At 69.8% G+C, this 24,675-nt stretch carries 21 protein-coding genes; 9 read left to right on the top strand and 12 right to left on the bottom strand.

Annotated elements, in window-relative coordinates:
• Window positions 1–192: 192 nt before the first annotated feature.
• Window positions 193–1,242 carry an NAD(P)/FAD-dependent oxidoreductase gene (locus tag ACTH43_RS13185; RefSeq protein WP_441445359.1) on the bottom strand — a complete coding sequence of 350 codons (1,050 nt, stop codon included), beginning with the start codon at window positions 1,240–1,242 and terminating at the stop codon, window positions 193–195.
• 48 nt (window positions 1,243–1,290) lie between these two features.
• On the opposite strand from ACTH43_RS13185, the gene ACTH43_RS13180 reads away from it, so the two are divergent.
• The 3 genes from ACTH43_RS13180 (at window position 1,291) to ACTH43_RS13170 (ending at window position 3,594) form a co-directional block, all read left to right on the top strand.
• Window positions 1,291–1,857, top strand: a complete 567-nt coding sequence (locus ACTH43_RS13180) for a helix-turn-helix domain-containing protein (RefSeq protein ID WP_441445358.1) — start codon at window positions 1,291–1,293, stop codon at window positions 1,855–1,857.
• Window positions 1,858–2,022: 165 nt separating this feature from the next.
• Complete coding sequence (locus ACTH43_RS13175; protein WP_441445357.1) at window positions 2,023–2,889, top strand: PrsW family intramembrane metalloprotease; 867 nt, start codon at window positions 2,023–2,025, stop codon at window positions 2,887–2,889.
• A 459-nt stretch (window positions 2,890–3,348) separates the two neighbouring features.
• Window positions 3,349–3,594, top strand: coding sequence for a hypothetical protein (locus tag ACTH43_RS13170; RefSeq protein ID WP_441445356.1), 246 nt, complete (start codon window positions 3,349–3,351; stop codon window positions 3,592–3,594).
• Window positions 3,595–3,867: 273 nt separating this feature from the next.
• Here the strand turns inward: ACTH43_RS13170 and ACTH43_RS13165 are convergent, their stop codons facing one another.
• On the bottom strand, window positions 3,868–4,149 hold the full coding sequence (locus tag ACTH43_RS13165; protein ID WP_441445355.1) for a hypothetical protein: 282 nt from the start codon (window positions 4,147–4,149) through the stop codon (window positions 3,868–3,870).
• Between the two features lie 164 nt (window positions 4,150–4,313).
• Here ACTH43_RS13165 and ACTH43_RS13160 point away from each other — a divergent pair, with 164 nt between their 5' ends.
• The 3 genes from ACTH43_RS13160 to ACTH43_RS13150 all read left to right on the top strand — a co-directional run bounded on the left by ACTH43_RS13160 (window position 4,314) and on the right by ACTH43_RS13150 (window position 6,434).
• Window positions 4,314–4,763, top strand: a complete 450-nt coding sequence (locus ACTH43_RS13160; RefSeq protein ID WP_441445366.1) for an FAD-dependent monooxygenase — start codon at window positions 4,314–4,316, stop codon at window positions 4,761–4,763.
• A complete protein-coding gene (locus tag ACTH43_RS13155) occupies window positions 4,742–5,971 on the top strand; it encodes an FAD-dependent monooxygenase (protein ID WP_441445354.1) in 1,230 nt (409 codons plus the stop codon). Before ACTH43_RS13160 ends, ACTH43_RS13155 begins: the two co-directional genes overlap by 22 nt.
• Before the next feature lie 190 nt (window positions 5,972–6,161).
• Complete coding sequence (locus tag ACTH43_RS13150) at window positions 6,162–6,434, top strand: type B 50S ribosomal protein L31 (RefSeq protein ID WP_441445353.1); 273 nt, start codon at window positions 6,162–6,164, stop codon at window positions 6,432–6,434.
• 25 nt (window positions 6,435–6,459) lie between these two features.
• Here the strand turns inward: ACTH43_RS13150 and ACTH43_RS13145 are convergent, their stop codons facing one another.
• The 9 genes from ACTH43_RS13145 to ACTH43_RS13105 all read right to left on the bottom strand — a co-directional run bounded on the left by ACTH43_RS13145 (window position 6,460) and on the right by ACTH43_RS13105 (window position 18,529).
• Window positions 6,460–7,242: an NAD-dependent epimerase/dehydratase family protein gene (locus tag ACTH43_RS13145; RefSeq protein WP_441445352.1), complete on the bottom strand. Its 783-nt coding sequence runs from the start codon at window positions 7,240–7,242 to the stop codon at window positions 6,460–6,462.
• A gap of 85 nt (window positions 7,243–7,327) precedes the next feature.
• Window positions 7,328–8,344: a GDSL-type esterase/lipase family protein gene (locus ACTH43_RS13140; protein WP_441445351.1), complete on the bottom strand. Its 1,017-nt coding sequence runs from the start codon at window positions 8,342–8,344 to the stop codon at window positions 7,328–7,330.
• A 145-nt stretch (window positions 8,345–8,489) separates the two neighbouring features.
• Window positions 8,490–9,662 (bottom strand): Gfo/Idh/MocA family protein, encoded by a 1,173-nt coding sequence (locus ACTH43_RS13135; protein WP_441445350.1) that lies wholly within the window; start codon window positions 9,660–9,662, stop codon window positions 8,490–8,492.
• Window positions 9,663–9,843: 181 nt separating this feature from the next.
• Window positions 9,844–11,799 carry a glycoside hydrolase family 35 protein gene (locus ACTH43_RS13130; RefSeq protein ID WP_441445349.1) on the bottom strand — a complete coding sequence of 652 codons (1,956 nt, stop codon included), beginning with the start codon at window positions 11,797–11,799 and terminating at the stop codon, window positions 9,844–9,846.
• A gap of 89 nt (window positions 11,800–11,888) precedes the next feature.
• Window positions 11,889–13,904 carry a beta-galactosidase gene (locus ACTH43_RS13125; protein ID WP_441445348.1) on the bottom strand — a complete coding sequence of 672 codons (2,016 nt, stop codon included), beginning with the start codon at window positions 13,902–13,904 and terminating at the stop codon, window positions 11,889–11,891.
• 80 nt (window positions 13,905–13,984) lie between these two features.
• Window positions 13,985–15,334 carry a serpin family protein gene (locus tag ACTH43_RS13120; protein WP_441445347.1) on the bottom strand — a complete coding sequence of 450 codons (1,350 nt, stop codon included), beginning with the start codon at window positions 15,332–15,334 and terminating at the stop codon, window positions 13,985–13,987.
• Window positions 15,335–15,480: 146 nt separating this feature from the next.
• Entirely contained in the window at window positions 15,481–16,413 is a 933-nt protein-coding gene (locus tag ACTH43_RS13115; protein ID WP_441445346.1) for a carbohydrate ABC transporter permease, read from the bottom strand.
• Window positions 16,410–17,294, bottom strand: a complete 885-nt coding sequence (locus tag ACTH43_RS13110; protein WP_441445345.1) for a carbohydrate ABC transporter permease — start codon at window positions 17,292–17,294, stop codon at window positions 16,410–16,412. Before ACTH43_RS13110 ends, ACTH43_RS13115 begins: the two co-directional genes overlap by 4 nt.
• A complete protein-coding gene (locus ACTH43_RS13105) occupies window positions 17,291–18,529 on the bottom strand; it encodes an ABC transporter substrate-binding protein (RefSeq protein ID WP_441445344.1) in 1,239 nt (412 codons plus the stop codon). Before ACTH43_RS13105 ends, ACTH43_RS13110 begins: the two co-directional genes overlap by 4 nt.
• A 459-nt stretch (window positions 18,530–18,988) precedes the next feature.
• Here ACTH43_RS13105 and ACTH43_RS13100 point away from each other — a divergent pair, with 459 nt between their 5' ends.
• The 3 genes from ACTH43_RS13100 to ACTH43_RS13090 all read left to right on the top strand — a co-directional run bounded on the left by ACTH43_RS13100 (window position 18,989) and on the right by ACTH43_RS13090 (window position 22,970).
• Entirely contained in the window at window positions 18,989–20,686 is a 1,698-nt protein-coding gene (locus ACTH43_RS13100) for a sodium:solute symporter family protein (RefSeq protein WP_441445343.1), read from the top strand.
• Window positions 20,687–20,708: 22 nt separating this feature from the next.
• The gene (locus ACTH43_RS13095; RefSeq protein WP_441445342.1) at window positions 20,709–21,047 is read left to right on the top strand and encodes a hypothetical protein; all 339 of its coding nucleotides are present in this window, start codon (window positions 20,709–20,711) and stop codon (window positions 21,045–21,047) included.
• A gap of 375 nt (window positions 21,048–21,422) precedes the next feature.
• Entirely contained in the window at window positions 21,423–22,970 is a 1,548-nt protein-coding gene (locus ACTH43_RS13090) for a S10 family peptidase (RefSeq protein ID WP_441445341.1), read from the top strand.
• A gap of 189 nt (window positions 22,971–23,159) precedes the next feature.
• Here the strand turns inward: ACTH43_RS13090 and ACTH43_RS13085 are convergent, their stop codons facing one another.
• Window positions 23,160–24,653, bottom strand: coding sequence for a dihydrolipoyl dehydrogenase family protein (locus ACTH43_RS13085; protein ID WP_441445340.1), 1,494 nt, complete (start codon window positions 24,651–24,653; stop codon window positions 23,160–23,162).
• Window positions 24,654–24,675 lie beyond the last annotated feature (22 nt).

Genomic DNA, 24,675 nt, shown 5'->3' with positions numbered 1-24,675 from the left:
CGGTCACGCTGAGCACCCCGGTCACGCTGAGCACCCCGGTCACGCTGAGTTCACCCGGTCACGCTCCACCGTTGCAAAGGCGGGGGAATGGGTCCCGCGTCCTCCAATCCGCCAGCTCTGCAACGTTCGACCGTGCGCACCGACCGCGCGAGCGCTCTACGGGGCGCGGCGTGCTCAGGCGGCGCGCCGGGCTCAGGCGGCGCGGCGCGCCCGGTGCGCGGCGATCGCCGCGTCGGCGTCGGCCATCACGAGCATGCCCTGGATGTGCCCGCCGGCGAGCGCACCGCCCGCGGCCGAGGCCCCGACCTGCGCCATGGGGTCCGCAGCGTTGCCCGCGACCCACACCCCGGGCACCTCGGTCGCTCCGGCGAAGCCGGTGGCGATCTTCTGGCCCATCCCGCCGGGCAGCTCCTCGATCTCGAGACCGAGGTCCTCGAGTCCGTCCAGCCGCGGGGTCATGACCGTCGCGACCGTGAGCACGGAGCGCGGCACCAGCTCGCCGCCCTCGAGCCGCACCCCGGTGATGCCGCCATCCTCGCTCGCGACGATCTCCTGGATCGGGGACTCGCGCACGGTGATGCCGAGCGCCTCGCAGCGCTCGCGGGCATCGTCGTCGATCTCGATCCCGGGCGCGAACACGGTGACGTCCTCGGTGAGGGCGCGGAACATGAGCGCCTGGTGGAGGGAGGCGGGCCGGGTGGCGATCACGCCGATCGCCTGGTCGCGCACCTCCCAGCCGTGGCAGAAGGGGCAGTGCACGAGTCCGCGCCCCCAGTGCTGGGCGAGTCCCGGGATCTCGGGCAGCTCGTCGCGGATCCCGCTGGCCACCAGCAGCCGGCGCGCGGTGAGGGTGCGGCCGTCGGCGAGGACGAGCTCGAAGCGCAGGTCGCCCTCCGCCGACGGTGCGGCGGCGCGTGCGGAGGCGACCTCCCCGGCGACGACGAGCCCGCCGTACTGCCGCACCTCGGCGCGGCCGCGGGCGAGGTAGTCGGCCGGAGGGGTGCCCTCGTTGCCGAGCAGGGCGTGGATCCCTTCGGCCGGGGCGTTGCGCGGGGTGCCGGAGTCGATCACGACGACACTGCGGCGGGAGCGGGCGAGCATCAGCGCGCCGTTCAGGCCGGCGGCCCCGCCGCCGATCACGGCGAGGTCGACGAGCTCGGCGGGCAGACCCTGGGACTGGGACTGGGACTGGGACTGGGACTGGGACTGGGACTGGGACTGGAGAGCGTGAGGTGCGTTCATGCTCGCCACGCTAGACACGCCTTGCCGCGCCTGCATAGCATCTTGCCCATGACGCAAACTTCTGAGGGTGTGGATGGCCTGGTGCGCCAGCGGCTGCGTGCCCTGCGCCACGCCCAGGGCCTCTCGCTCGGCGAACTCGCCGCCCGTGCCCACATCAGCCCCTCCACGCTGTCGAGGATCGAGAACGGGCAGCGCCGCCTGGCGCTCGATCAGCTGGTCACGCTCGCTCGGGCGCTGGACACCGGCCTCGATGAGCTGGTCGAGATGCAGACCGAGGAAGTGGTCTCCCACCCGAGCTCCGACCACGGCCTGGACACGCTCCGCTGGCGCATCCGCCACTCCCCCGACTCGGTGATCCTGCGCAGGCGAGTGACCGGTCCGCCGCCGGAACTGTCCCGGATGCGCGCCCATCCCGGACACGAATGGCTGGTGGTCCTCTCCGGGACGCTGACCCTGCTGCTGGGCGAGCGTCGCTACCGGGTCGGCACCAACCAGTCCGCCGAGTTCGACACGATGCTGCCCCACGCCTTCGGCGCCGAGGGCGGACCGGCGGACGTGCTGATGCTCGTGGACCCGGAGGCGCGAAAGGGGCACCGGGAGGACGATGCTCCCTGATCCCCCCTGGGCTCCCCGACTCGCGCCACCACGTTTCCCGGCTCACACGCCACAAGGCGCTCAGGACAGGAACCACAGGCGCATACTGGCCTTGACGCCGCCGCGATGACGACGCCTCACCCCGGGTGAGCGAGAGCCTCCCGCGACTGGACGAAGGATCTGGCGATGTCCACCCAGCCCATTGACGCATCACGGCCCACCGTCACAGCGCCGCACCCATCGGCCCCCGTCGCATACCCCTGGTACCTGCGGTTCTCGTGGCTCCTCACCCTGGGCATCGGGATCCTCGCCTATCTCGCGACTTTTACGATCATGCTCCTGACCAGGAACCCGACCATGCTGCCCACCATCTTGCTGGTGGGCGCGGCGACGATCCCGCTCACGGTGCTGCTGCTGGCGCAGTCCAGCAAGGTGGGCGCGCTCGTGCCCACCCGGATCGTGCTGCTCACCGCCGTGCTGGGCGGACTGTTCGGGATCTGCGCCGCCGGTCTTGAGGAGGCCATCGCCGGACTCGTGCTCGGCAGGGCGTCGATCCTGCTGGTCGGCATCATCGAGGAGTCGGCGAAGCTGGTGGTGCCGCTGATCGTGCTGGCGCTGGCCCACCGGGTCACCCGCGGCGGCGGGATCGTCATCGGCATCGCCTCGGCCACAGGCTTCGCAGTGCTCGAGACCATGGGATACGGCTTCAACGCGCTGCTGTCGAAGAACGGCGGCCTGGGGGCGCTGGATGCGACGCTGGTGCTGCGCGGGATCCTGGTGCCGGCCGGTCACGTGGCCTGGACCGGCTCGATCTGCGCGGCGCTGTGGTACCTGGTCGAGACCACCCACAAGGGTCGCGGTGTGCTCGCCCTGGTCGTGTCCTACGTCGGCGCGATCATCCTCCACACCGCCTGGGATGCGACCACAAACGGCGTGCTGCACATCGCCATCGGGCTGATCAGCGTCGGGGTGCTCCTGTGGCTGATCATCGCCGCGCACCGAGCCTTCGTGCGACGCGCCACTGGCGAGGAGTCATCGCTCCGCCAGGGGTGATTGCAACATCAGATCCCGCCACGGATATGGCGTCGGGAATAAAGCACTGGGCTTCCCGGTTGTTCCCTGGTAGCGTCCTACGAGTTCATGGGTGGTCGAGCCTGTGAGCCGGACCGACGACGTGTCGTCACCTGGCGGAGAATCCCGCCACCTGGACGTGAGACCCGTCCACTCGATCACTGCGAACCCCGCAGCTCGCGCACTGCCATGACGGCAGCACACCCCGAGCTCGCCTCGCAGGGCCTGCGCCCTCGCGTCGCCTCCATCCCGCCGACTCGGCGGCCTCCCGTGGAGCTTCGCGACCGGTGCGCGCCACCGGCCACGGCCCGCCCCAGCGGCGCCCGGCCAGCGAACGTCCGCCCCAGCGGACAGCTCGCATCCTGCGCACCTCGCGCATCCCGGCACCCTGCCGGACCCAGACATCCGTCGGCCCAGGGCCGACTTCGAAGGAGTAGTCCCATGCAGTACCAGACCATGAATCCCGAGCATCGAATGCAGTCCCCCCAGCCGCATCTCGTCGTCTTCCGTGACCAGAGCGCGGGCCTGCGCTACCTCACCCGCTCCACGCGCACGTCGGAGCACACCACCACCTGGGAGGACGGGAACATCTATCCCGTCGTCGAGGTGGACCTGTCCTCCGCGGCGCACCTGGCGCGCCAGCAGGCGCGTCACCCCCAGCGTGAGCTGGCCGGCGCCGCAGCCTGAGTCGGGCCGGCTGAGCTGACCGGCTGAGCTTGGCCGGCTGAGCTTGGCCGGCTGAGCTGACCGGCTGAGCTGAGCTTGGCCGGCTGAGCCGGGGCCCCAGGGGGCCGAGCCCCGAGCCGAGCCCTGAACAGAAGAGCGAGCCGTAGGTTGCGTCCCCCATAGAGCCGTATGAGGAGAGCAACCTACGGCTCGCTCGCCGTGGGCCATCCGAATCGGCCCCGGCCCGCCTGTTCAGGCGGGCCTGGGCCGAGTCAGGGTGCTGTGGGGGCCGGTTCAGGCCGCCGCGGCCCCGCGCTTCTTGGAGACCAGGTCGAAGGCGACTGCAGCCAGCAGCACCAGGCCCTTGATGGTCATCTGCCACGAGGGATCCACGGCCAGGATCGAGATGCCGATGTTCAGCACACCCCTGATCAGCGCACCGATCATCGCGCCCGAGATCTTGCCGGCGCCGCCGGTGACCGCGGCGCCGCCGATGAAGCAGGCGGCGACCGCCAGCACGATCGGGAGCCCGCCGGTGGGCTTCGCCAGCAGGTAGGCGAAGAAGCCCAGCACCACGACGCCCGCGGCGGCCTTGGCCCAGTAGACCTTCGCCGGCTCGACTGCGACCCGTGCTTGCGCATCTCACCGCGACGGCGCAGCCCGGACAGGATCAGGCCCGCGGCGCCGAGAGCGTCGATCAGCAGGGTGACGCCGTCACAGCAGGGGTCTACCGTGGCATCATGGCCCGCTCTCGGGCCGCCGCGAGACGAGGTGCCACCGTGATGAGCACGCCGGAACCACCACTGACAGAGACCGACGTGCTGATCGTCGGCGCCGGGCCGACGGGCGTGATGGCGGGCCTGGTCCTCGCCCGACGCGGAGTATCCGCCCTGGTCATCGACCCGAAACCGGGGCCCACCCGGGAGTCGCGGGCGATTGTGGTCCAAGCCCGGAGCATGGAGATCCTCGATCAGCTGGGACTTGCCCAGCATGTGCTGCAGGACGGCCAGAGCGCCGTTGCCCCCGCCTGCGCGGCGGGCGAGACCCGGCCGGGATCGAGTTCGCCGCCCGGCAGCAGGGATGGACCCCGTTCCCCGGCGCCCAGATCTTCGAGCAGAGCCGCACCGAGGCGCTGCTGGGCGAGACGCTCGCCACGGAGGGTCGACCGGTGCTGTTCGGGCACCGGCTGATCTCCTTCGAGGTGCAGGCCGCAGAGAGCGCTGTCAGACCGGAGGGGCTCGCCGAAGGGCCGGTCGAAGGGGCCGCCGAACGGCCGGTCGAGGCGCTCGTCGACGGTCATGCCGAGGGTCCGGTCGAGGCGCTGGTCGAGGGGTCGGACGGCCCGCTGCGGATCCGCTGCCGTTGGCTGATCGGAGCCGACGGGGCGAGCTCGCCGGTGCGCCACCAGCTGGGCCTCGACTTCGAGGGCGTGACCGACGATGCGACTTTCTGCGTCGCCGATCTGCGCGGGGTCGAGGACGCCCCGCCCGATGCATTGTCGGTGCGTCTCGGCCAGGAGCGTTTCGCGCTCCTCTTCCCGCTGGGGCCGAACGGTCATGTGCGGCTGATCTGGCTGCACGGCGATGCCCACCCCGAGCAGGAGGAGGCTCTGGCCGGCGCACGGGAGGATCTCGGCATCCGCTATGAGCGGGTCGACTGGTTCTCTGCCTACCGGGTCCATCACCGGGTCGCCGCGGAGTTCCGGACGGGCCCGGTGTTCCTCGCCGGGGACGCGGCCCATGTGCACTCCCCCGTGGGCGGTCAGGGTATGAACACCGGCCTGCAGGATGCCCATCACCTGGCGAACCTGCTGGCAGATGTCACCGCAGGGCACCTCGACGAGGCGGCGCTGGACCGCTACGAGGACGAGCGTCGACCGGTCGCACTCACCTTGATCCGGGCGACCGACCGTGCCTTCGGGGCGATCGCCCGGACGGGCCGGCGCACAGCCTTCCTGCGCCGACGAGGCCGGGATGTGCTCGCCGTGCTCGCGCCGCGGCTGCTGCGCACCCCGTTCGGTCCGTACGCCGCGGGGCTGCTCGGCCAGTACCGGATCCGGTACCACGCGGTCCCGAAGGGACAGTCGCCGCCGCGCTGGGCGCGCGACCGGGCCGTCGGCCTGCGACTGCCGCCGACGCAGGAGAACGCGGCAGCCCTGGGCGCAATGGCCTGGCAGCTGCACACCTACGGGATCGTGGCGGCCCGGCCCACCTCCGCGCCAGACTGGATCGAGGGACCGCTCACCTTCCCGCCGGACTCGCTCGGACGACTGCACGACGACCACCTGTACCTGGTGCGACCGGATGGTTACGTCGCCGCGTCCTGGCCCGTCCATGCCGGAGCGGTGGCAACAGCCGACGTCGACGCGGCGCTCGCGGCATACTGCGCGATCCGCTGAGCGGCGCTCACGGCGCACTGCGAGATCCGCTGAGCCGCTCACTCCGCAGCTGCGCTGAACGGCCCAGCCTCCCCATGACGACCGGTCCGAACCACCCCGGACCCGGTCGGCTGGAAAAGTGCTCCCCCGAGCGGGAATACTCAGCCCCGCCCCACCGTTGAACTTTCAGTCATCAACGGAGGAGATCCTCATGCAGAAGAACATCCACCCCGACTACCGCCCCGTCGTCTTCCGTGACCGGAGCGCCGGGACCGCCTTCCTCACGAACTCGACTCGCACCTCCGAGCGCACCATGACCTGGGAGGATGGCCGCGAGTACCCGGTCGTCGACGTCGAGGTCTCCTCGGCCTCGCATCCCTTCTGGACCGGACGCGGTGGCGTGGTAGACACCGCAGGCCGCATCGAGCGCTTCCGCCGCCGCTACGCGGGCAAGGTCGTCACCGCCCACGGCGCCACGGCCTGAGGCCCGCGCACAGAGAGCGACCTGGTCAGGCCCCGGCACCGAGCACGTGCCGGGGCCGCCAGTCGAGCAGCTGCTGCGCCGCGTCGTCATCGATCGCGTGGGGCGCTGAGGTCACGGCGATCGCCTCGTAACGGCCACCGCGGTCCCGGTGCAGCGCAGCCCATACGGCGGCGACCAGGTCCTCGGGATGCATCGCTGCGTGCACCGTGCCATCGCCCATGCGCATCAGCTGCGCGTCCTTCTCCGGCTCGACCGGGGTCTTCCAACGCGGCCAGTCCTGCGCGGTGGTCGGGAACGCCAGCCGTAGAGAGGTCACCGCGATCGGCCCCTCCTCCGGAGTGGGCGCCTCACCCTCGGCCGAGATCCGCAGTGCGCTCTCGGCGAGGCGCTGGGTGAGCCCGTACAGCAGAGTCTCGTCCGGTGCCGCACCGGCCGGGACCGGGTCGATGCAGTAGCGGGAGAAGACGGACAGAGAGCTGATGTGCACGAAGGACCGGGCTCCGGACCGGCGGGCCATGCGCAGAGCGAGCAGCACCGCTCCGACGTTGGTCGAGATCGCCTCCGCCGTGCCGGGCAGCTGCTCGGCTTCGGTCCCCCGCGGCAGATGAGCGGCCAGATGGACCACCGCCTCGACCCCCTCGAGCGTTTCGGCGAGCGCGACAGGATCGTCAGCCGGCGCGACGATGTCGCGGACCCCGTCGACAGGTTCAGTGCTGCGGTCCAGGACGGTCAGCTCGTGCTGGTGCCGCCATGCCGCGACCAGGGAGCTGCCCACGCCGCCCTTGCCGCCGATGAGTGCGATGCGCATGGGGGCATCGTGCCACGACGGTTCCGACGGTTCTGACGGTTGCGACGGTTGCGACGGTTGCGACGGTTGCGACGGGGAGCGTGCCTCAGTCGAGCAGGCCCGCCAGCCGCGGCGCGAGCCGCTCGGCCATCACCCGATAGCCCTCCGCAGTGGGATGCAGCAGGTCGCCGAGGAGCTCCATCTCGTCGAAGCCGAGGATCTCGGTGCCGTCGATCAGGCTGATCAGCGGATCGAGGCGCTGCAGCACCTCGACGCTGCGATGGACCAGGTCGCGGATCTGACGCTGGGTGAGACCGACGGCGTTGGGCTGGTCCTCGCGGTGGGGACCGGCGGCGATCGAGCTCATCACCACGATCGGCGCCTCGGTCAGACGGCGCACGTAGTCGACGAAGCCGATCATCGCCGGGGGCAGGCTGCGCTCGGAGAAGGTGTTCGCGCCGTAGACGTTCGCACCGAGGCACAGGGTGACGAGATCGGGACGCGAGCGGCCGATGGTCTCGGCCAGCGGCGGGTCCAGGTGGCACTGCCCGGACATGCCCAGTGCCGTGAGCTCGTAGGAGTTCTGGGCGGCGACCAGCGCGGGCCAGGTCCCGGTGGGGCTGTCTGCCTGGTTGCACTGGGTGATCGAGCTGCCGTGGACAGCCCAGCGGGGGCCGCGGGGCGGGGCCGGGGCCAGCTGGGTGACGGAGTGCAGGAGCACCTGTTGGACAGTGGTCGGGGCGGCGTGAGGCAGCCGGAGCTCCACCCGGGCGAGCTTTCCCGGCAGCTCGATGCGAGCGGTCACGTTCCCACCGGCCTCCCGGGTCGCCACCAGCTCACCGTCCACCACGACATCCAGGCACCGCGCCGAATTCGCATGCGCCTCTGTGGTGGTCAGCTCGACCTCGAGGGCGCTGGCATCGGTGTCGACCGCCAGGCGCACCCCGTTGGGGATCCGTGCCAGCTCCTCGACCTCGGCGTTCATGATCCGCTCGAGCTGCGCCGGGGCCACCCGCCAGGGCTGGGCGCCGGCGGCCGTCTGAGTCCAGGTCGCGGCACCGGACCACGCTTCGGGAAGGTCGGTCGGCATCACGCGACGAGTGGTGGGGACGGCACTGGTCATCGGGGCTCCTTGCACGGCAGCGATGCCGTGGGCGGCGGGCTGAGATCCGACAGCGATGCTACAAGCCACGGTGCCGTCACGACCGCCTGCGCGACGACCGGAGCAACAGCGAGCGGGACCGCCTGCGCGGAGGACCTGACCGGGCTCAGACCTGCCCGTCGTCGAAGTAGTCGCGCAGTTCCTGCGGGACCGGCGGCACGTCCAGCGGCACCCCGCCGCTGCGGATCGACTCCGCGCCGTACACCCCGGTGGCCACGGCCTCACGTGCGGCAATGGCGGAGACCTCGGTGGTCCCGCCGGAGCGGGCGAAGCGCAGGAACTCGGCGACCAGGCTGGGATCGGCGCCGCCGTGGCCGCCGTCGGCCCGGGCGATGACCTCGACGGCGTCGGGCCGGCCGGGGCCCGAACGGCGCGATTCCCAGATATGGATCTGGTCCCCGCTGCCGTCCCCCATGTTCTCGATCCTGCCCGCGTCCCCGATCACCGTGTAATTGCGGAAGTAGTCGGGCGTGAAGTGACACTGCTGGTAGGAGGCGAGCACGCCGTTGTCCAGCGTCATGTTGAGCATCGAGATGTCCTCGACATCGATGACGGGGTTCAGCTCCTTCTGAGCCGTGGGTGGCCAGATGTCGGCGTCGTACCAGTCGCGCATCAGGCGGTCGGAGTTGTCGCGCCGATCGGTAATGTCGCCATAGACGGCGAGGTCACCGATGCCGGAGACCCGGCGGGTGTAGCCGCCGGCGAGCCAGTGGATCACGTCGATGTCGTGGGCGCCCTTCTGCAGCAGCAGGCTCATCGACTTCGCACGCTCGGCGTGCCAGTCCTTGAAGTAGAAGTCGCCGCCGGCACCCACGAAGTGCCGGCACCAGATCGCGCGCACCCGGCCGATGCGGCCCGAGTCGACGATCGCCTTCATCTGGCGCACCACCGGCATGTGGCGCATGTTGTGGCCGATGTACAGCCGAGCCCGCTTCTCCTTCGCGAGCGCGAGCATCGCGTCGGTGTCCTCGACGCTGATCGCCATGGGCTTCTCGCAGAAGGTGGGGATCCCCGCCTCGAGGGTGGTCAGCGCGACCGAGGCATGCGCGAAGTCAGGGGTGAGGATCATGACCGCGTCGACCTCATGGTCGGCCAGCAGCTGCTCGACGGTATCCACGGTCGGGATCTCCTCGCCGAGCGCTTTGCGAGCGTTCGCCTTGCCGAGCTCGCTCGGGTCGGCGACGACGGTGATCGCCGAGCCCTCCCCCGGCTGGTGGGCACGCAGGGCCAGGTAATGGCGGGATCCGAAGCCGATGACGCCGATCCGGAGGTCTTTCATGAGGGGACCGCTTTCGAGAGGAGCCGGGACAGCACCGCTTCATCGTCACAGCTTCGTGTGAGGAGCGCAGTGCCCAACTGTTGTTAACCGATTTACAGGTATTGTGGGAGCATTTCCGATCTGGGGCACCCTGTCAAGCAGAGCCGGTCGGGCCTGCAGTGTTCTGCAGGAGCGCGTGCTCTCAGTCGTCGGTGCGCCCGAATCGGTGCTCCGCGGCGAGCGCGAGCCGCGTGGGCTGCTTCTCGAGATCCAGCAGCAGCACCTCGTTGCGGCCCTCGCGCACCAGCGGTGCGGGGACGTAGAGGGTCAGCTGGGGACCGATGTTCCAATAGCGGCCCACGCAGAAGCCGTTCACGTAAGCCACCCCGTGGCCAGCGCCGGAGACGTCGAGGAAGGTGTCGGCGGGACTCTCCGCCTCGAAGGACGCGCCCACCAGCACCGGGAGCGCGTCGGCATCGGATGCTGCAGCGTCGTTGGCTGCAGTGGCGCGTGGTGCGGCGTCGGATGCTGCAGTGTCGGCCCCGGCGGTGAGCGCCGAGTGGGGCCCGGCCGTGAGCGAGGGAGCGGCCTCGAGCAGCGCGGCGAGCTCTGCCCCCATCTCCTCAAGCGGCCAGGAATCGGCCTCCCAGCCGTTGAGGAAGCGGATGGTCTGCCAGACACCGCCGAGGATGCCCTTGCGCTCCCCGAGCTTCGGTCCGAAGTTCACGCGTCCCAGGTTCTCCACCAGGATCTCGACGCGCACGGTGCGGCGCCCGCCGTCGGGCAGCAGCCGCCCGAGGAACGGGGTCAGCTCGATCGTGGCCGGGTCGATCTCGCTCTCCTCGTTGCCGACCACGCCGGTCGCCCCGAGGTAGACCCCGTCCACATAGACCCAGGCACGATCATGCAGGTCGTAGAGCTTCAGCGGGGAGATCTCGGGGCGTCCTTCACGCTCGACCGCCGCGATCTCGATCTCCCGGGAGAGTCGCAGAAGGCCCCGCTCCAGCCCGACATCCTCGAAGGCGGGCGGCGTGGGATGCACCTCGGCGGCGCGGGTGAACCGCTCGGTGCCGCGCAACGAGGCGAGCTTCTCGACCCTCACGTCTCCGGCAGGCAGAGTCGCCGGCTGCGCGACGAGCTCCAGCTGCTCGAGGTGCTCCTCGAGCGGGGGCAGCTCACGATGCTCCGCGATCACCTCCCGGAAGGCGCGGAACTTCTCGGTCAGCGCACCGTTCTCCGCGATCGGGGCGTCGTAGTCATAGCTGGTGGTGGTGGGCTGGAGGAAGCCGAAGTGGTTGGCACCGGCCTGCAGGCCGAAGTTGGTGCCGCCATGGGCCATGTAGAAGTTCACGCTCATGCCGTGATCGAGCATGTCGGCGAGCTCCCCGGCGGCGTCCCCGCCGGTCCGTTCGTGGTGCCCCTCGCCCCAGTGGTCGAACCAGCCGTTCCAGAACTCCATGCACATCTGCGGCTGGGCGGGCAGCTCCTCCTCGGCCATCGCCAGCACCTCCAGAGCACGGGAGCCGAAGTTCACGGTCGCGAGCGCGCCGTCGACCGCGCCACCGGTCAGCCACATCCGTGCCGGCCCGTCGGAGGTCACCAGCAGCTCCTCGATGCCGCGCGCGATCAGACCGTCGCGCAGGTGCGCGAGGTACACCGTGTCGTCACCGAAGCTGCCGTACTCGTTCTCCACCTGCACCATCACCACGTTGCCGCCGCGAGCCGCCTGTCGGTGGGCGATCACCGGAATCAGCTGATCGAACCAGGCGTCGACCAGCTCCAGATAGGGGGCGTTGCGGTTGCGCAGGCGGAGGTTGCGGTCCGCGAGGATCCAGCCGGGGAAGCCTCCGTTCTCCCATTCGGCGCAGATGTACGGGCCGGGGCGCACGATCGCGTCGAGGCCCTCCTCCGCGGCGATGTCGAGGAAGCCTCCCAGATCCGCGAAGCCCTCGAAGGTGGTGACGTCGCGGGCCGGCTGGTGCACGTTCCAGGCCACGTAGGTCTCCACTGTGTTGCAGCCCATCGCGACCAGGCGGCGCAGCCGGTCGCGCCACTGCTGAGGATGGACGCGGAAGTAGTGGATCGCGCCGGAGACCACCACATGCGGCTCCCCGTCACGGAGGAACCCGTCCGGGGTGGGCTGGAGCAGGGCAGTCATCGTCGAAGGTCCTCTCGGGTCACACGTCTTCCATCAGTGTCTCAGGAGCGGGCGGCAGGGCAGGCAACGCCCCGACGCCCCGCAGTCGCTCAGCTCTCGCGGATCACCGCGACAGCGCCGACGGGCACGGTGTGGGCGCCGTCCGCCTCGGTGTCGCGCAGCAGCTCCCGACCACTGACCTGCACCACCTGATCGCGATCGGAGTGGTTGAGCACGAAGAGATAGGTGGTGCCGTCCTCGGCGAAGCGGCGCACCGCCTCGACATCGCGGTGCAGGCCGGGCACAGTCGGTTCCACGCCCGCGGCGCCGACGACCTCCGCCACCAGCGTCTCGAGCCCCTCCGCCACCGGATGGGCGGCCACGTACCAGGCGGCGCCTCCCTCCTCCCCCACGGCATTGCGGGTGATCGCGGGCCAGCCGTGCAGCGGACCATCGGCCCAGGAGCGCATCGCTTCGGCACCCTCGAGGTGCGTCTTCTCGCTCCACATGTCCGCGGCGGTGCCGTCATCCAGGTGCAGGATCTCGCCCTCCTGCAGGGCGTAGAACTCCTCGGTGCGCACGCCCAGCAGGTCTCGGAATGCGCCCGGGTAGCCCCCGAGGTAGATGTGCTCGTTCTCGTCCACGATCCCGGAGAAGAAGGTGATCACGACCTGCGCTCCGGCACGGGCGGCCTCGTCCAGGCGCTCCGCCTCCTGGGCGCTGACCGTGTAGAGGGTCGGAGCGATCACCAGCTCGTAGCCCGTCAGATCAGCGCTGGTGGGGACGATGTCCACCCCGATGCCGAGGTCCCACAGCGCGGTGTACCAGCGCAGCATCTCCTCGCTGTAGCGCAGGGCCTGGGTGGGGTGGGAGTCCAGCTCGCTGGCCCACCAGGAGGGATAGTCCATGACCAGCGCCACCCGGTTCAGCACACGGCTGCCATGGACCGGGGCGAGGGACTCCAGGGCGCGGCCCAGAGCCACGGTGCCGCGCCACACGTCGGTGTCGCGCCCGCCGTGCGGGACCATCGCCGAGTGGAACTTCTCGGCGCCGGCCTGGGACTGGCGCCACTGGAAGAACATCACCCCGTCGGCCCCGCGAGCGACGTGCGAGAGGGAGTTGCGCAGCATCTCCCCGCGACCCTTGGTGCGGTTGCGGGGCTGCCAGTTCACCGCGGAGGTGGAGTGCTCCATGAGGATCCACGGGTCACCGCCGGCGACGCCACGGGAGAGGTCCGCGGCGAAGGCCAGCTCGATCTGGCCGCGCGGATCGGCCGCGATCAGGTAGTGGTCGTTGGCGACCACGTCCACGTCTCCCGCCCAGGAGTAGTAATCCATCCACTTCGTGGCGCTCGAGAGCATGAAGTTGGTGGTGGCGGGGACGTGCGGGGTGACTTCGCGCAGCACGTCGCGCAGCGCCCGGTAGTGGGTGAGCAGCTCGTCGCTCGAGTAGCGGGCGAAGTCGAGCTGCTGGGTGGGATTGGCGTAGGTGGGCGCGGCGCGCGGCGGCAGGATCTCCTCGAAGGAATCGTAGCGCTGGGACCAGAAGGCGGTGCCCCAGGCGTGGTTCAGCGCCTCGATGCTCTCGTAGCGCACCTCCAGCCAGCGACGGAAGGCTGCGGCGGCGTGGTCGGAGAAGTCATGGGGCACGTGACAGCCCAGCTCGTTGTCGACATGCCAGAGCGCGAGCGCGGGATGCTCCCGGTACCGCTCGGCCATCACGCGGGTCATCCGCAGCGCGTACTCGCGGAACAGAGGCGAGGAGACGGCGTAGGCCTGTCGGCCGCCCTGGCCGAGCACGGTGCCGTCCTCGGTGACCGGGAGGATCTCGGGGTGGTTCCGGGTGAGCCACGGCGGCGGGGAGGCGGTCGCAGTGGCGAGAGCGACCTTGATCCCGGCGTCGGCGAGGTCGTCCATCACCTCGTCGAGCCAGCCGAAGTCGTACTCGCCCTCGCGCGGCTCGAGCATGGCCCAGGAGAAGATCGCGACGCTGAGCAGACTCACGCCGGCCTCGCGCATCAGCTCGATGTCCTCGAGCCGGACCTCCCGGGGCCACTGCTCGGGGTTGTAGTCCCCGCCGTAGGCGATCCCGTCGACTCCGAGCGGCCAGGGGCGTGCAGCGGTCATGTCTCCTCCATTGCGAGAACGATCCAGAAGTGCGTGCGACCAGGCTAGTCGCCGGCACCGCTGCAGCTCGGGACTGTCCGTCAGCGGGTCTCGGTGGGATCGCCGATCCAGCCGACCACCAGCGGGGCGAGCGTGGAGCGCTCATAGGCGAGGAACAGGAAGGGCGAGTCCAGCACGAGCTCCTGGTCAGGGATCTGGGCGGAGGTCTCGGCCATCACCACCGCGGTCGCCGCGGCGGCCTCCATCCCCTGCTCGTCGATCGTGATCACGGCCTTCTGCAGCACCTCGTCGATCACCAGGTCCACCGCGCCGGTAATGCCCGAGAAGTCAGCCTCCTTGCCGAAGGCGTCGGTCATGCCGAGGCTCTTGAGCGTGTCCTTGAGCGCGGATTCCCAGCCGATGTCAAAGGCGGGGACGGCCAGCTGGGTGGAGGCCTGCGAGTCCTCGAGCCCGCTCAGCAGGGCGGCGAGACCAGAATCCTTCCCGGATGCGGCCTCCGCCCAGGCATCGAGGACGTCGGTGAGGTCACCGGTGGGCTGCACGAGCGCGAGCGCGAGGTCTTCGCCGTAGGTGCCCAGAGAGGTCGCCCGGCACACTTCGTCCTCGTACCAGGTGGAGGTGCTGCCGTGGAGCATCTCGGCGCTCAGCTCCGAGCCGTCCGCAGTGGTGAAGGTGCCGCCGCCCTTCGTGAGCTCCTCGGGCCAAGCGGCCTTCAGGTGCAGGGCGTTGACCAGCACGAGGCGGGTGTTCGAGTCCAGGATGCCCTCGGGGATCAGCTCTTCGATGAGGTCGTCGGTGGAGTCGGCGACCCACTCGTTGATCTCCTCCCGGGCCTGCTCACGCTCGGCGTCGTCGGTGAAGTCCGCCTCGAAGAGCCCGCTGCCGAACCAGGTGGCAAGGTCTTCGAGGAAGGTCTCCTGGATCTCGAAGCCCTCCTGGAGCCAGGTCCCGTTCACGAGCGAGGCACGGGCCGGCTCGGGCGCCTCGTCGTCATCGAGCTCCCGCTCCTCGTCGCCGACGGTGGCCAGCAGCTGCGAGAGCGTGTTCGCACCCTCGGCGAGGACCTCCATGCTCCCACCGAGCACCTCTTCCATCTGCTGGAGGGTCTGCCCGGCCGCCCCCATGCCGACCATCGTGAGCGCGACCTGCGCGGACAGCGGCGAGCAGACCGCGTTGACCTCCGCGCGGTCGATCGCGCCGAGCATCCTCGCGGTGAAGGGAATCGCGACGCCGCCGGCATCGTCCGCCGGGCCCGGCGCGGCCCGTGGCAGCTCCGCGGCGAGATCCGGGCCCTCGCCCTCATCCTGCCCTCCGCACGCGGCCAGGCCCAGGGCGAGAGGCGGCAGCAGCGCCGAGGTGGCCAGCAGCGAGCGACGGCGCACCTGGGGGCGCCGCAGCTCGGGGTGTGCGGAGGCAGAGGTGGTGCGCATGCCTCTATCGAACGATGCGCAGGCGCCCGTGGCAAGGGCCGACGCCTCCCGGCGCCTCACCGCCCCCACATGACGCTGGTCGGGCACCGGCGCCTGAGCATCGGTGCCCGACCATGGGTCAGGCTGTAAGGGTCAGGCTGTAGGGGTCAGCCCTTGACCGAGCCCTCCGTGAGGCCGCCGCGCCAGAAGCGCTGCAGCACCAGGATGAGGATCGCCAACGGGATCACCGAGAGCAGGGCGCCACCGATGGTGAGCTGGTAGAACTCCGGCAGCCGGTCCGTCTGGGCCCGCCAGTTGTCCAGGCCCAGGGTGATCGGGTAGAGCTTCTCGTCGGCCAGCATCACCAGCGGGAGCATGTAGTTGTTCCAGATCGCGACGAACTGGAACAGCAGGATGGTCACCAGAGCCGGGGTCAGCTGCGGCAGCGCGAGGCGATGGAACAGGCCCAGCTCCCCCACCCCGTCGATCCGGCCCGCCTCGAGCATCTCCTCGGGCACCGCGGCGCTCGCGTAGATCGAGGCGAGGAACAGCCCGAAGGGGCTCACCAGCGAGGGGATCAGCACCGACCAGTAGGTGTTGGTGATGCCCATCGAGCTGAACAGGAAGAACAGCGGCAGGGCGACGGCGGTGCCGGGGACCAGCACGCCTCCCAGGACCAGCGCGTACACGAAGTTCCGGCCCCGGAAGCGGTACTTGGCCAGGGCGTAACCGGCGGCGGTGGCGAAGTAGGTCGCCAGCACCGAGCCCACCCCCGCATAGAGCAGCGAGTTCAAGCCCCAGCGGGGAAAGATGCCGCCGTTGGCGTCGAGCACGGCACGGAGGTTCTCCAGCAACTGGAAGTCCTCGCCGAACCAGAAGCCGCCGGTGCCGAACAGATCCTCGGTGGACTTGGTGGCGTTGATCAGCACCCAGTAGACGGGGACCAGGAAGTAGAGCGCCACGATCACCAGCAGTGCGGTGATGATGATCGTGGTGGTGGGCTTGCGGCCCGCATCACGAGAACCGGCGCGGGAGTCCTTGGCCGAGTCCCTGCGACGCCCTGCGGGGCGAGTCGTGGTGGTGGTGTCGGCGGTGCTCATGAGCGCTTCTCCGTCCAGTTGGAGACTCCCAGCGCAACCGCCGAGAGCAGGAAGGCGGCCAGTGCGATGATCACGGACTGCGCCGCCGCCATGCCGATGTCGTTGTACTGGAATGCGAAGGCGTAGGCGGACATGTTCGGGGTGTACTCCGAGGTGATGCCTGCGCTCATCGTCTGCAGCAGCCGCGGCTCGGCGAACAGCTGCAGGGTGCCGATGATCGAGAAGATGATCGTGAGCATCAGGGCGGGGCGGATCAGCGGCAGCTGGATCGCCATCGCGACCCGGAACGAGCTCGCACCGTCGAGCTTCGCGGCCTCGTACAGATCACCGGGGATCGACTTCAGCTGCGCGATGATGATCAGCATGTTGTAGCCGGTGTAGGTCCAGGTCACGATGTTCGCGATCGACCACAGCACCATGCTCGGGCCCAGGAAGTCGACGTCGATCCCGACCACTGCGAGGACGTCGATGATCGGCGAGAGACCGGGGATGTACAGGAAGGACCACAGGATCGTGGCGATCACGCCGGGGATCCCGTAGGGCAGGAAGTAGGTGGCGCGGAAGAAGCCCGGCCACTTCGCCGAGGCGCTCTCCAGCAGCAGCGCCAGGATCGTGGCGGCCACGATCATCACGGTCACCTGCACCACGCCGAACAGGATCATGCGCCCGATCGACTCGATGAAGTTGACGTTGGTCAGCGCGGCGAGATAGTTGTCCAGGCCCGCGAAGACGCTCTCGGTACCGCCCTCGCCCAGCAGGCCCTTGCGCTCGACCCGGGTGAAGCTGTAGCCGATCGCCATGATGATCGGGATGATCATGGTGCCGATGAACAGGATCAGGAAGGGTGCCAGCAGCACCCATGGGGCAGTTCTCGATCTCATCGTGCCTCCTCCGCGTTCAGGCCGATGGTGCGCATGATCTCGACGATCTCCGTCTGCGCTGCGGCGAACATGTCTGCGAGCGGGACTTCGCCGGTGACGGCGGTGGTCATGCCGTCCCCGACGATGGCCTGGACGCGCTGCATCAGCGGTGCCCAGGTCCACTCGAGGTTCTGGCCCTCGGCCATCGGGACGATGACGTCTTCGTTGTAGTTCTGTCCGGAGAAGAAGTCGTCGGGCTGCTGGCGGATCTTCCCGATGTAGTCGGCCGCCGGGGACCAGCCGATGCCGGAGTGCTCGATCATGGCGTCGATCCCGGCGGGGTCGGTGCACATCCAGGTCAGGAACTCGAGCGCCTCGGCCGGATGCGCGCTGGTGGAGGAGACCGCTGCGGCCGATCCGCCGTGCCCGCCCGAGGCATAGCCGTCGGGCCAGGTGGGCATGGGCGCCACGGCCCATTTGCCCTCGCCGCCGGGGATGGTCTTGGCCAGCGCATCGGACCAGGACCCGCTGATGGAGGCGAGCACGTTCCCGTCGGCCGCCGCGGCGTACCAGGGGGTCGCGAACGAGCCGTATCCGGTGCCCACCAGCTTCTCGGCGAAGATGCGGTCCCAGTACTCGGCAACCCGCATCGAGGCGTCGCCGGTCATGTCGACGATCCAGCCGTCACCCTCGGGACGGAACCAGTTCGCGCCGGCCTGCATCACCCAGGCGATCGGGTGGGAGCCGTCGGAGGGGTCCAGGCTGATCAGCATCTTGCCGGCCTCGGAGACGATGCCCGCCGTCTCGTAGAACTCATCCCAGGTGGCGGGGACGGAAAGGCCCAGCTCCTCCTCGAGCACCTCGCGGTTGTAGAAGGTGGCCACGGGGCCGGTGTCCTGCGGGACGCCCCAGATGGTGTCGCCGACCTTCGCCTGGCTGATGGCTCCTGGATCGAACAGGGACTCCTGCTCGTCGAAGCCGTAGCGGGAGAGATCCACCAGGGCGCCGGCGAGGGCGAACTCGGGGATCTGGCGCAGCTCGACCTGGGCGATGTCCGGGCCGCCGCCGGCGGCGATGGCGGAGAGGATCTTCGCGTAGCCGCCGGTGTTGCCCCCGGGTATCCAGGTGGCGTCGACCTGGATCCGGTCCTGCGACTCGTTGAAGACATCGCAGACGTTTTGCAGGTCCTTGAGCCAGGCCCAGTAGGAGAGGTGCACCTTGCCCTCCGCGGGCGGAATGGTGGGTGCTGCATTCACCTCACCGGGGTTAGGCGGCGCGCAGGCGGCGAGGCCGGCGGCGACTGCCGCTCCGCCCCCCGCCAACGCGGCTCGGCGTGAAAGACGTGGCGTCATCGCTCTCCCTGTCACAATTCGTCGGTGAATTCCACCCGAGCATAGCGTCGATCCGGTGGATGGCAAGGATGCTACCGTGAACGTTCACGATTTGAGAAGGGGGCGCGATCCGGCGCGCCGCGCAGCCCCGCCGAGCCCCTCACCGCGCGCTGCCCCGGGCCCCGCAAGAGCCCCGCTCAGGGCCCCGCAGATGCGGTAAGCACCACACTGCCGCCCTCCTGGCCCGCAGTTGCCCGCATCCGGCGCCCATGACGAACTACCCGGTGGTAACGTCACGCTCCGGCACCTCCAGATGCCGCATCACCTGCGCCCGCCGCGGCCTTCGCCGCCACCGCGCCCTCCCCGTCCCCAAGGAACTGCTTCATGGTCGACCTCCGCCTCGACGCCCAGTGGATCGACTACGCGATCATCGCGTTGTACTTCGCCTTCGTGCTCGGAGTGGGCTGGTACGCCAAGCGCGGCGTCTCCACCTCCATCGAGTTCTTCCTCTCGGGCCGCTCGCTGCCCGCCTGGGTCACCGGCCTCGCCTTCATCTCCGCCAACCTCGGCGCCGTCGAGATCATGGGCATGTCCGCCACCGGCGCCCAGTACGGCATGCCGACCATGCACTACTTCTGGGTCGGCGCCGTCCCGGCGATGCTGTTCCTGGGCGTGGTGATGATGCCCTTCTACTACGGCTCCAAGGTGCGCTCGGTCCCCGAGTTCATGCGCATGCGCTTCGGCACCGGGGCGCACCTGGTGAACTCCATCAGCTTCGCCGTCGCGCAGCTGCTGATCGCCGGCGTGAACCTCTCGCTGCTCGCCACCATCGTGAACCGCCTGCTGGGCTGGCCGATGTGGGTGGGCCTCGTGCTCGCCGCCGCGTTCGTGCTGTTCTACATCACCGTGGGCGGGCTCTCCGCCGCGATCTACAACGAGGTGCTGCAGTTCTTCGTGATCGTCGCAGCGCTGCTGCCGCTGACCCTGATCGGCCTGCACCGCGTGGGCGGGTGGAGCGGGATGAAGGAGCGCATCGCCGGTGACGGCATGCTCGGCGAGGAGCAGCTGCACACCTGGCCCGGCCAGGCGCTCTCCGGCTTCGACAGCCCGGTGCTGTCCGTGGTGGGCATCGTGTTCGGCCTCGGCTTCGTGCTCTCCTTCGGCTACTGGACCACGAACTTCGTGGAGGTCCAGCGCGCGATGGCCAGCAAGTCGATCACCGCCGCCCGGATGACCCCGATCATCGGCGCCTTCCCCAAGATGCTGATCCCCTTCATCGTGATCGTCCCCGGCATGATCGCCGCGATCCTGGTCGGCGAGCTCACCGAGTTCAAGCAGCTGGACGTGGGCGGGGACGCGGCCGGTGCCGCGGCCACCGGCGTCACCTACAACGACGCCCTGCTGCTGCTCATGCGGGACGTGCTGCCCAACGGCCTGCTGGGCGTGGCGATCGCCGGCCTGCTCGCCGCGTTCATGGCCGGTATGGCCGCGAACATCTCCGCCTTCAACACGGTGGTCAGCTACGACCTCTACCAGCAGTACGTGAAGAAGGACGCGCCCGACGGCCACTACATGAAGGTGGGCCGCATCGCGACCGCCGCGGCCTGCGTGATCGCGATCTTCACCGCACTGATCGCCGGGCAGTTCTCGAACCTCATGGACTACCTGCAGACCCTCTTCGGATTCTTCAACGCCCCGCTGTTCGCGACCTTCATCCTGGGCATGTTCTGGAAGCGGATGACGCCGACGGCCGGCTGGGCCGGCCTGGTCTCCGGCACCCTCGCCGCCGTCGCCCTGTGGAGCGCCTCCACCTTCTTCGGCGTCTTCGAGCTGCCGGGCCAGGGCCTCGCCTTCGTGAGCGCCGCGACCGCGTTCGTCGTCGACATCGTGGTCTCGGTGATCGTCACCCGGTTCACCGCCCCGAAGCCCGCGCATGAGCTGAAGGGCCTGGTCTACTCGGAGACCCCGAAGGCAGACCTCGTGGATCCCGAGGAGAAGGACCTGCCCTTCTGGCGCCGTCCCGCCCCCATGGCCGGCATCGCCCTGGTCCTGGTCATCATCCTGAACATCGTCTTCGCCTGAGCGCGGACGGAAGAGAGAACCCATGAGCACACACAAGGATCAGAACCCGACCGCGGACCGCGGATCCGGCACCCCCGAAGCCGCTGCGGTCCGGACCGCAGGCGCCTTCGACATCCGCAACTTCATCGGCTCCCTGCTGGGCCTGTTCGGCCTGGTCCTGCTGGGGATGGGCCTGTTCGCCTTCACCCCCGTCGAGGCCGCGAAGACCGGCGGGCTGAACGCCAACCTCTGGGCGGGACTGGCGATGCACATCGTCGGGATCCTCTTCATCCTGTGGACGAAGCTGGACCCGATCCGGATGGTCGTGCGCGAGAACGAGGACGGCGCGGAGGAGCCCCGCGACATCGCGGCGCTCGACTGAGCACGTCCCTCCCTGGCCTTGCCCCACCTTCCTGGCCCCGGACACACCGGGCAGGAGCCAAGACCTCGCGGCGAAGGACGCGCTGGAGGAGCCCGGCCCCAGACACGCCGTGCGCTCGCCATCGAATCCACCGATATCTTCCGTTCCTGGAAGATATCGGTGGATTCGCGCGTTCCACGCCTGCGTGTCGCGGCGCGACGAGCCGCGGGCGACCGGGCCACCAGGTCACCAGGTCACCAGGTCACCCGGTCACCCGGTCACCCGGTCACCCGGTCACCAGGCGCCATCCCCCGGGTGCGCGCTCCCCACCTGGTCCTTGCCCTGCGCAGCTCGCATACCATCGATGCCGACACCGCATCCGATGAAGGAGCATGAGTGACCGACCAGCCCCGCCCCGCCAGCACCCACGAGAACACCGCCACCGTCCCGTCATCCGCCGCCGAGAAGCCCGCCCGTGAGGACCACCTGGTCACCACGCTGCACTCGCTCGCACTCCCCGACGGGACGCTCGACTACACGGCCACCGCCGGCACTGTGGTGCTGAAGGAGGAGCCCGAGGGCGAGGAGTACGGGCGCGGCGCCGCCTACGCGGAGCTGTTCTCCGTCTCGTATGTCGCCCAGGGCGTCGAGGGTGCGGGGCCGCGTCCGGTGATGTTCGCGTTCAACGGCGGTCCGGGCGCCTCGACGGTCTGGCTGCATCTGGGCCTGCTGGGGCCGCGCCGCGTGGATTCCGGGGATGCCGGCTCCCCGACCGCTCCCCCGCACCGACTGCTGGACAACCACGAGACGATCCTGCGCGACGCCGATCTCGTGGTGGTCGATGCGATGACCACCGGCTACTCCCGTCCCGCACCCGGGCAGAAGCCGGATCGCCATCACGGGCTCACCGCCGACCGCGATCTCATCGCCGCGTTCATCATCGACTGGCTGAGCCGCAATCAGCGCTGGACCTCCCCGATCCACCTGGCCGGGGAGTCCTACGGCACCACCCGCGCCTCCGCGGTCGCCGCGCACCTGATGGACCGCTACTACGTGGCCGTTGCCGGGATCGCGCTGATCTCCCCGGTACTCGACTTCGGCACGATCGTGTTCTCCGAGGGCAACGACAGCCCGTACATCCATTACCTGCCCACCTATGCCGCGATCGCCCATGCGCACGGCAAGCATGAGGGCCGGCTGCTGCAGGACGTGGTCGACGAGGCGGAGGCCTTCGCCGAGCAGGAGTACCCGGCGCTGCTCGCGGCCGGTCTGCGCCTGGCACCTGAGCAGACGCAGGAAGCCGCGGCCCGCATCGGCGCACTGATCGGGGTGGACCCGGACTGGGTGGAGCGCGCGGACCTGCGCGTGGAGCATCTGGCCTTCCTCGCCGAGCTGCTGCGCGATCAGGGCCTGGTCACGGGTCGCATCGACGGTCGCTTCACCGCCCCGGCCGGGAACGGGAACTCCGCGAGGATGGAGACCGATCCGTCGATCGATCAGCTCGCCCCGTCGTACACCGCGGCGATCAACCAGTATCTTCGCAGCGAGCTCGAGTTCTCCTCCGACGTGATCTACGAGATCATGTCCGGCCGTGTCCATCCGTGGAGCTACAAGGATTTCGAGAACCGCTCGGTCGAGGTCGCCTCGGACCTCTCCCGGCTGCTGCGGAAGTCCCCGCACACCAAGGTGCTGGTCTCCCACGGCTATCACGACGCCGCGACCCCGTTCCACGCCAGCGAGACCGTGCTCGCCCAGCTCGCGATCCCGCGCGAGGACTACAGCGAGCGGATCCGCATCGAGTACTACGAGGCGGGGCACATGATGTACTGCCACGAGCCCAGCCGGCTCGCCCTCTCGCAGCACCTGAGCGAGTTCGTCACCGGCGCGGAGCCCGCAGGCACTGACGACGCGGAGGCCGATGTGGACGCAGACGCCTCGGAGTGACCTGCCCGGACCGGGCGGCCCTGCTCGCGGAGCCGCCTCCTGCCCACCCAGTCGTGAGTTCCGTGCGGCTAGCGACCCCGGAACTGCACACTTCTCACGACTCGATCAGGAGTCAGCACCAGATCAGGTCTCAGCACGGCACTGCGCCTCACTGCGCCGCACCTCGCGTCTTCCCGACCCTGGCTGCGCTCAGCCCAGCAGCGGTGCCAGCTGCCCGAGCGTCTCGTTGAGCGCCTCGGTCGAGGAGGGGTGGGTCCAGATCCCGTTCTTGAGCTGGGTCGCGGTGGTGCCGGTGCGCATCGCGAGCGCGAGAAGGTTGATGACCTCCTGGGCGTCGACGTGGAACAGTCGCGCGCCGAGGATCTGATCGGTCTCCGCGTCGACCACGATCTTGACCAGGCCTCGTGGATCGGCCACCGCCTTCGGGCGCGGCATCGCCTTGATGGTCGCGACCTGCTGGCTCGCCACCAGGATCTTCCGCCCCTCGGCGAGCGCCTCGGTCTCGGTGAGGCCGACGGCCGCGAGCGGCGGGGTGAGGAAGATGGTGGTCGGCACCGCGATGCGGTCGGTGGTGGTGCGGCCGGACGCGCTGCCCCCGGACGCGCTGCTCCCGGAGGTGCTGTTCCAGGGCGCACTGCTCCCGGAAGTGCTGTTCCAGGAGGTGCTGCGGTTCCCCTCGCCGGTCAGCTGGGAGAGCACCACCCGGAAGTCGTCGAGGGACAGGTAGGTCTGCTGCTCACCGCCGTGCACGTCCCCGATCGCGAACACGCCCTCGGCGCTGGTGCGCAGGTGCTCGTCGACGGTGATCGCGCCGCGCTGGTCGGTCTCTATCCCCGCGGCCTCGAGCCCCAGCCCATCGGTGGCGGGGCGTCGGCCGGTCGCGAGCAGCACCGCGTCGGCCTCGATCCGCTGCTCGTGTCCCCCGCCGTCGGCCACCACGGTGGCGCCGGACGGGCCATCCTCGATCGCCTGCGCCGAGGCGGAGTTCAGCACGGTGATCCCGTCTCCCTCGAGCACGGCGGCGACCTCGCCGGCGACGTCCGCGTCCTCTCCGGGCAGCAGCCGCTCGCGACGGTTCAGCACTGTCACCTCGGCCCCGTAGCCCGCGAACATCGAGGCGAACTCGAGTCCGATCGGTCCGGCGCCGATGATCACGAGGCGGGCGGGGAAGGGGTCCACATGCTGCAGCGAGGTCGAGTCATGCACCCGTGCGGAGTCGAGGCCGGGCAGGTCCGGACGTACCGGAGAGGCGCCTGTGTTCACGATGACAACTGGCGCGGTCACGGCCAGGCTGTCCGCCCCGCCGGTGACCTCGACGGTGCGCTCGCCGGTGAAGCGGGCCCGGCCGTCGATCAGGGTGACGGCGTCGAGATCGGCGAGCATCGCATGGTTGACCTCGCGCATCTTCCCCACCACGGTGTCGCGGCGGGTGACGGCACGGGCCCAGAACTGCTGGGGGTCCTCGCCGTCCCGTCGCTGCTCGGCGTCGTGGATCAGGGTCTTGGTGGGCACGCAGCCGATGTTGATGCAGGTGCCCCCGTGCATGGACTCGAACTGCTCGATCACCGCGACCCGTCGGCCCGCGGCCCCGAGCGTGGCGGCGAGGGTCTTGCCTCCCTTGCCCCAGCCGATCACCAGGATGTCGAAGGAGAGGGTCTGGGCGGTGCGCTGCGCTGGAGCCATGAATCCATCGTAGACCTCCCCG

The sequence above is a fragment of the Brachybacterium sp. genome, assembly GCF_052095815.1.
GTDB lineage: Bacteria > Actinomycetota > Actinomycetes > Actinomycetales > Dermabacteraceae > Brachybacterium.
This window is presented reverse-complemented; position numbering and strand designations above follow the sequence as displayed.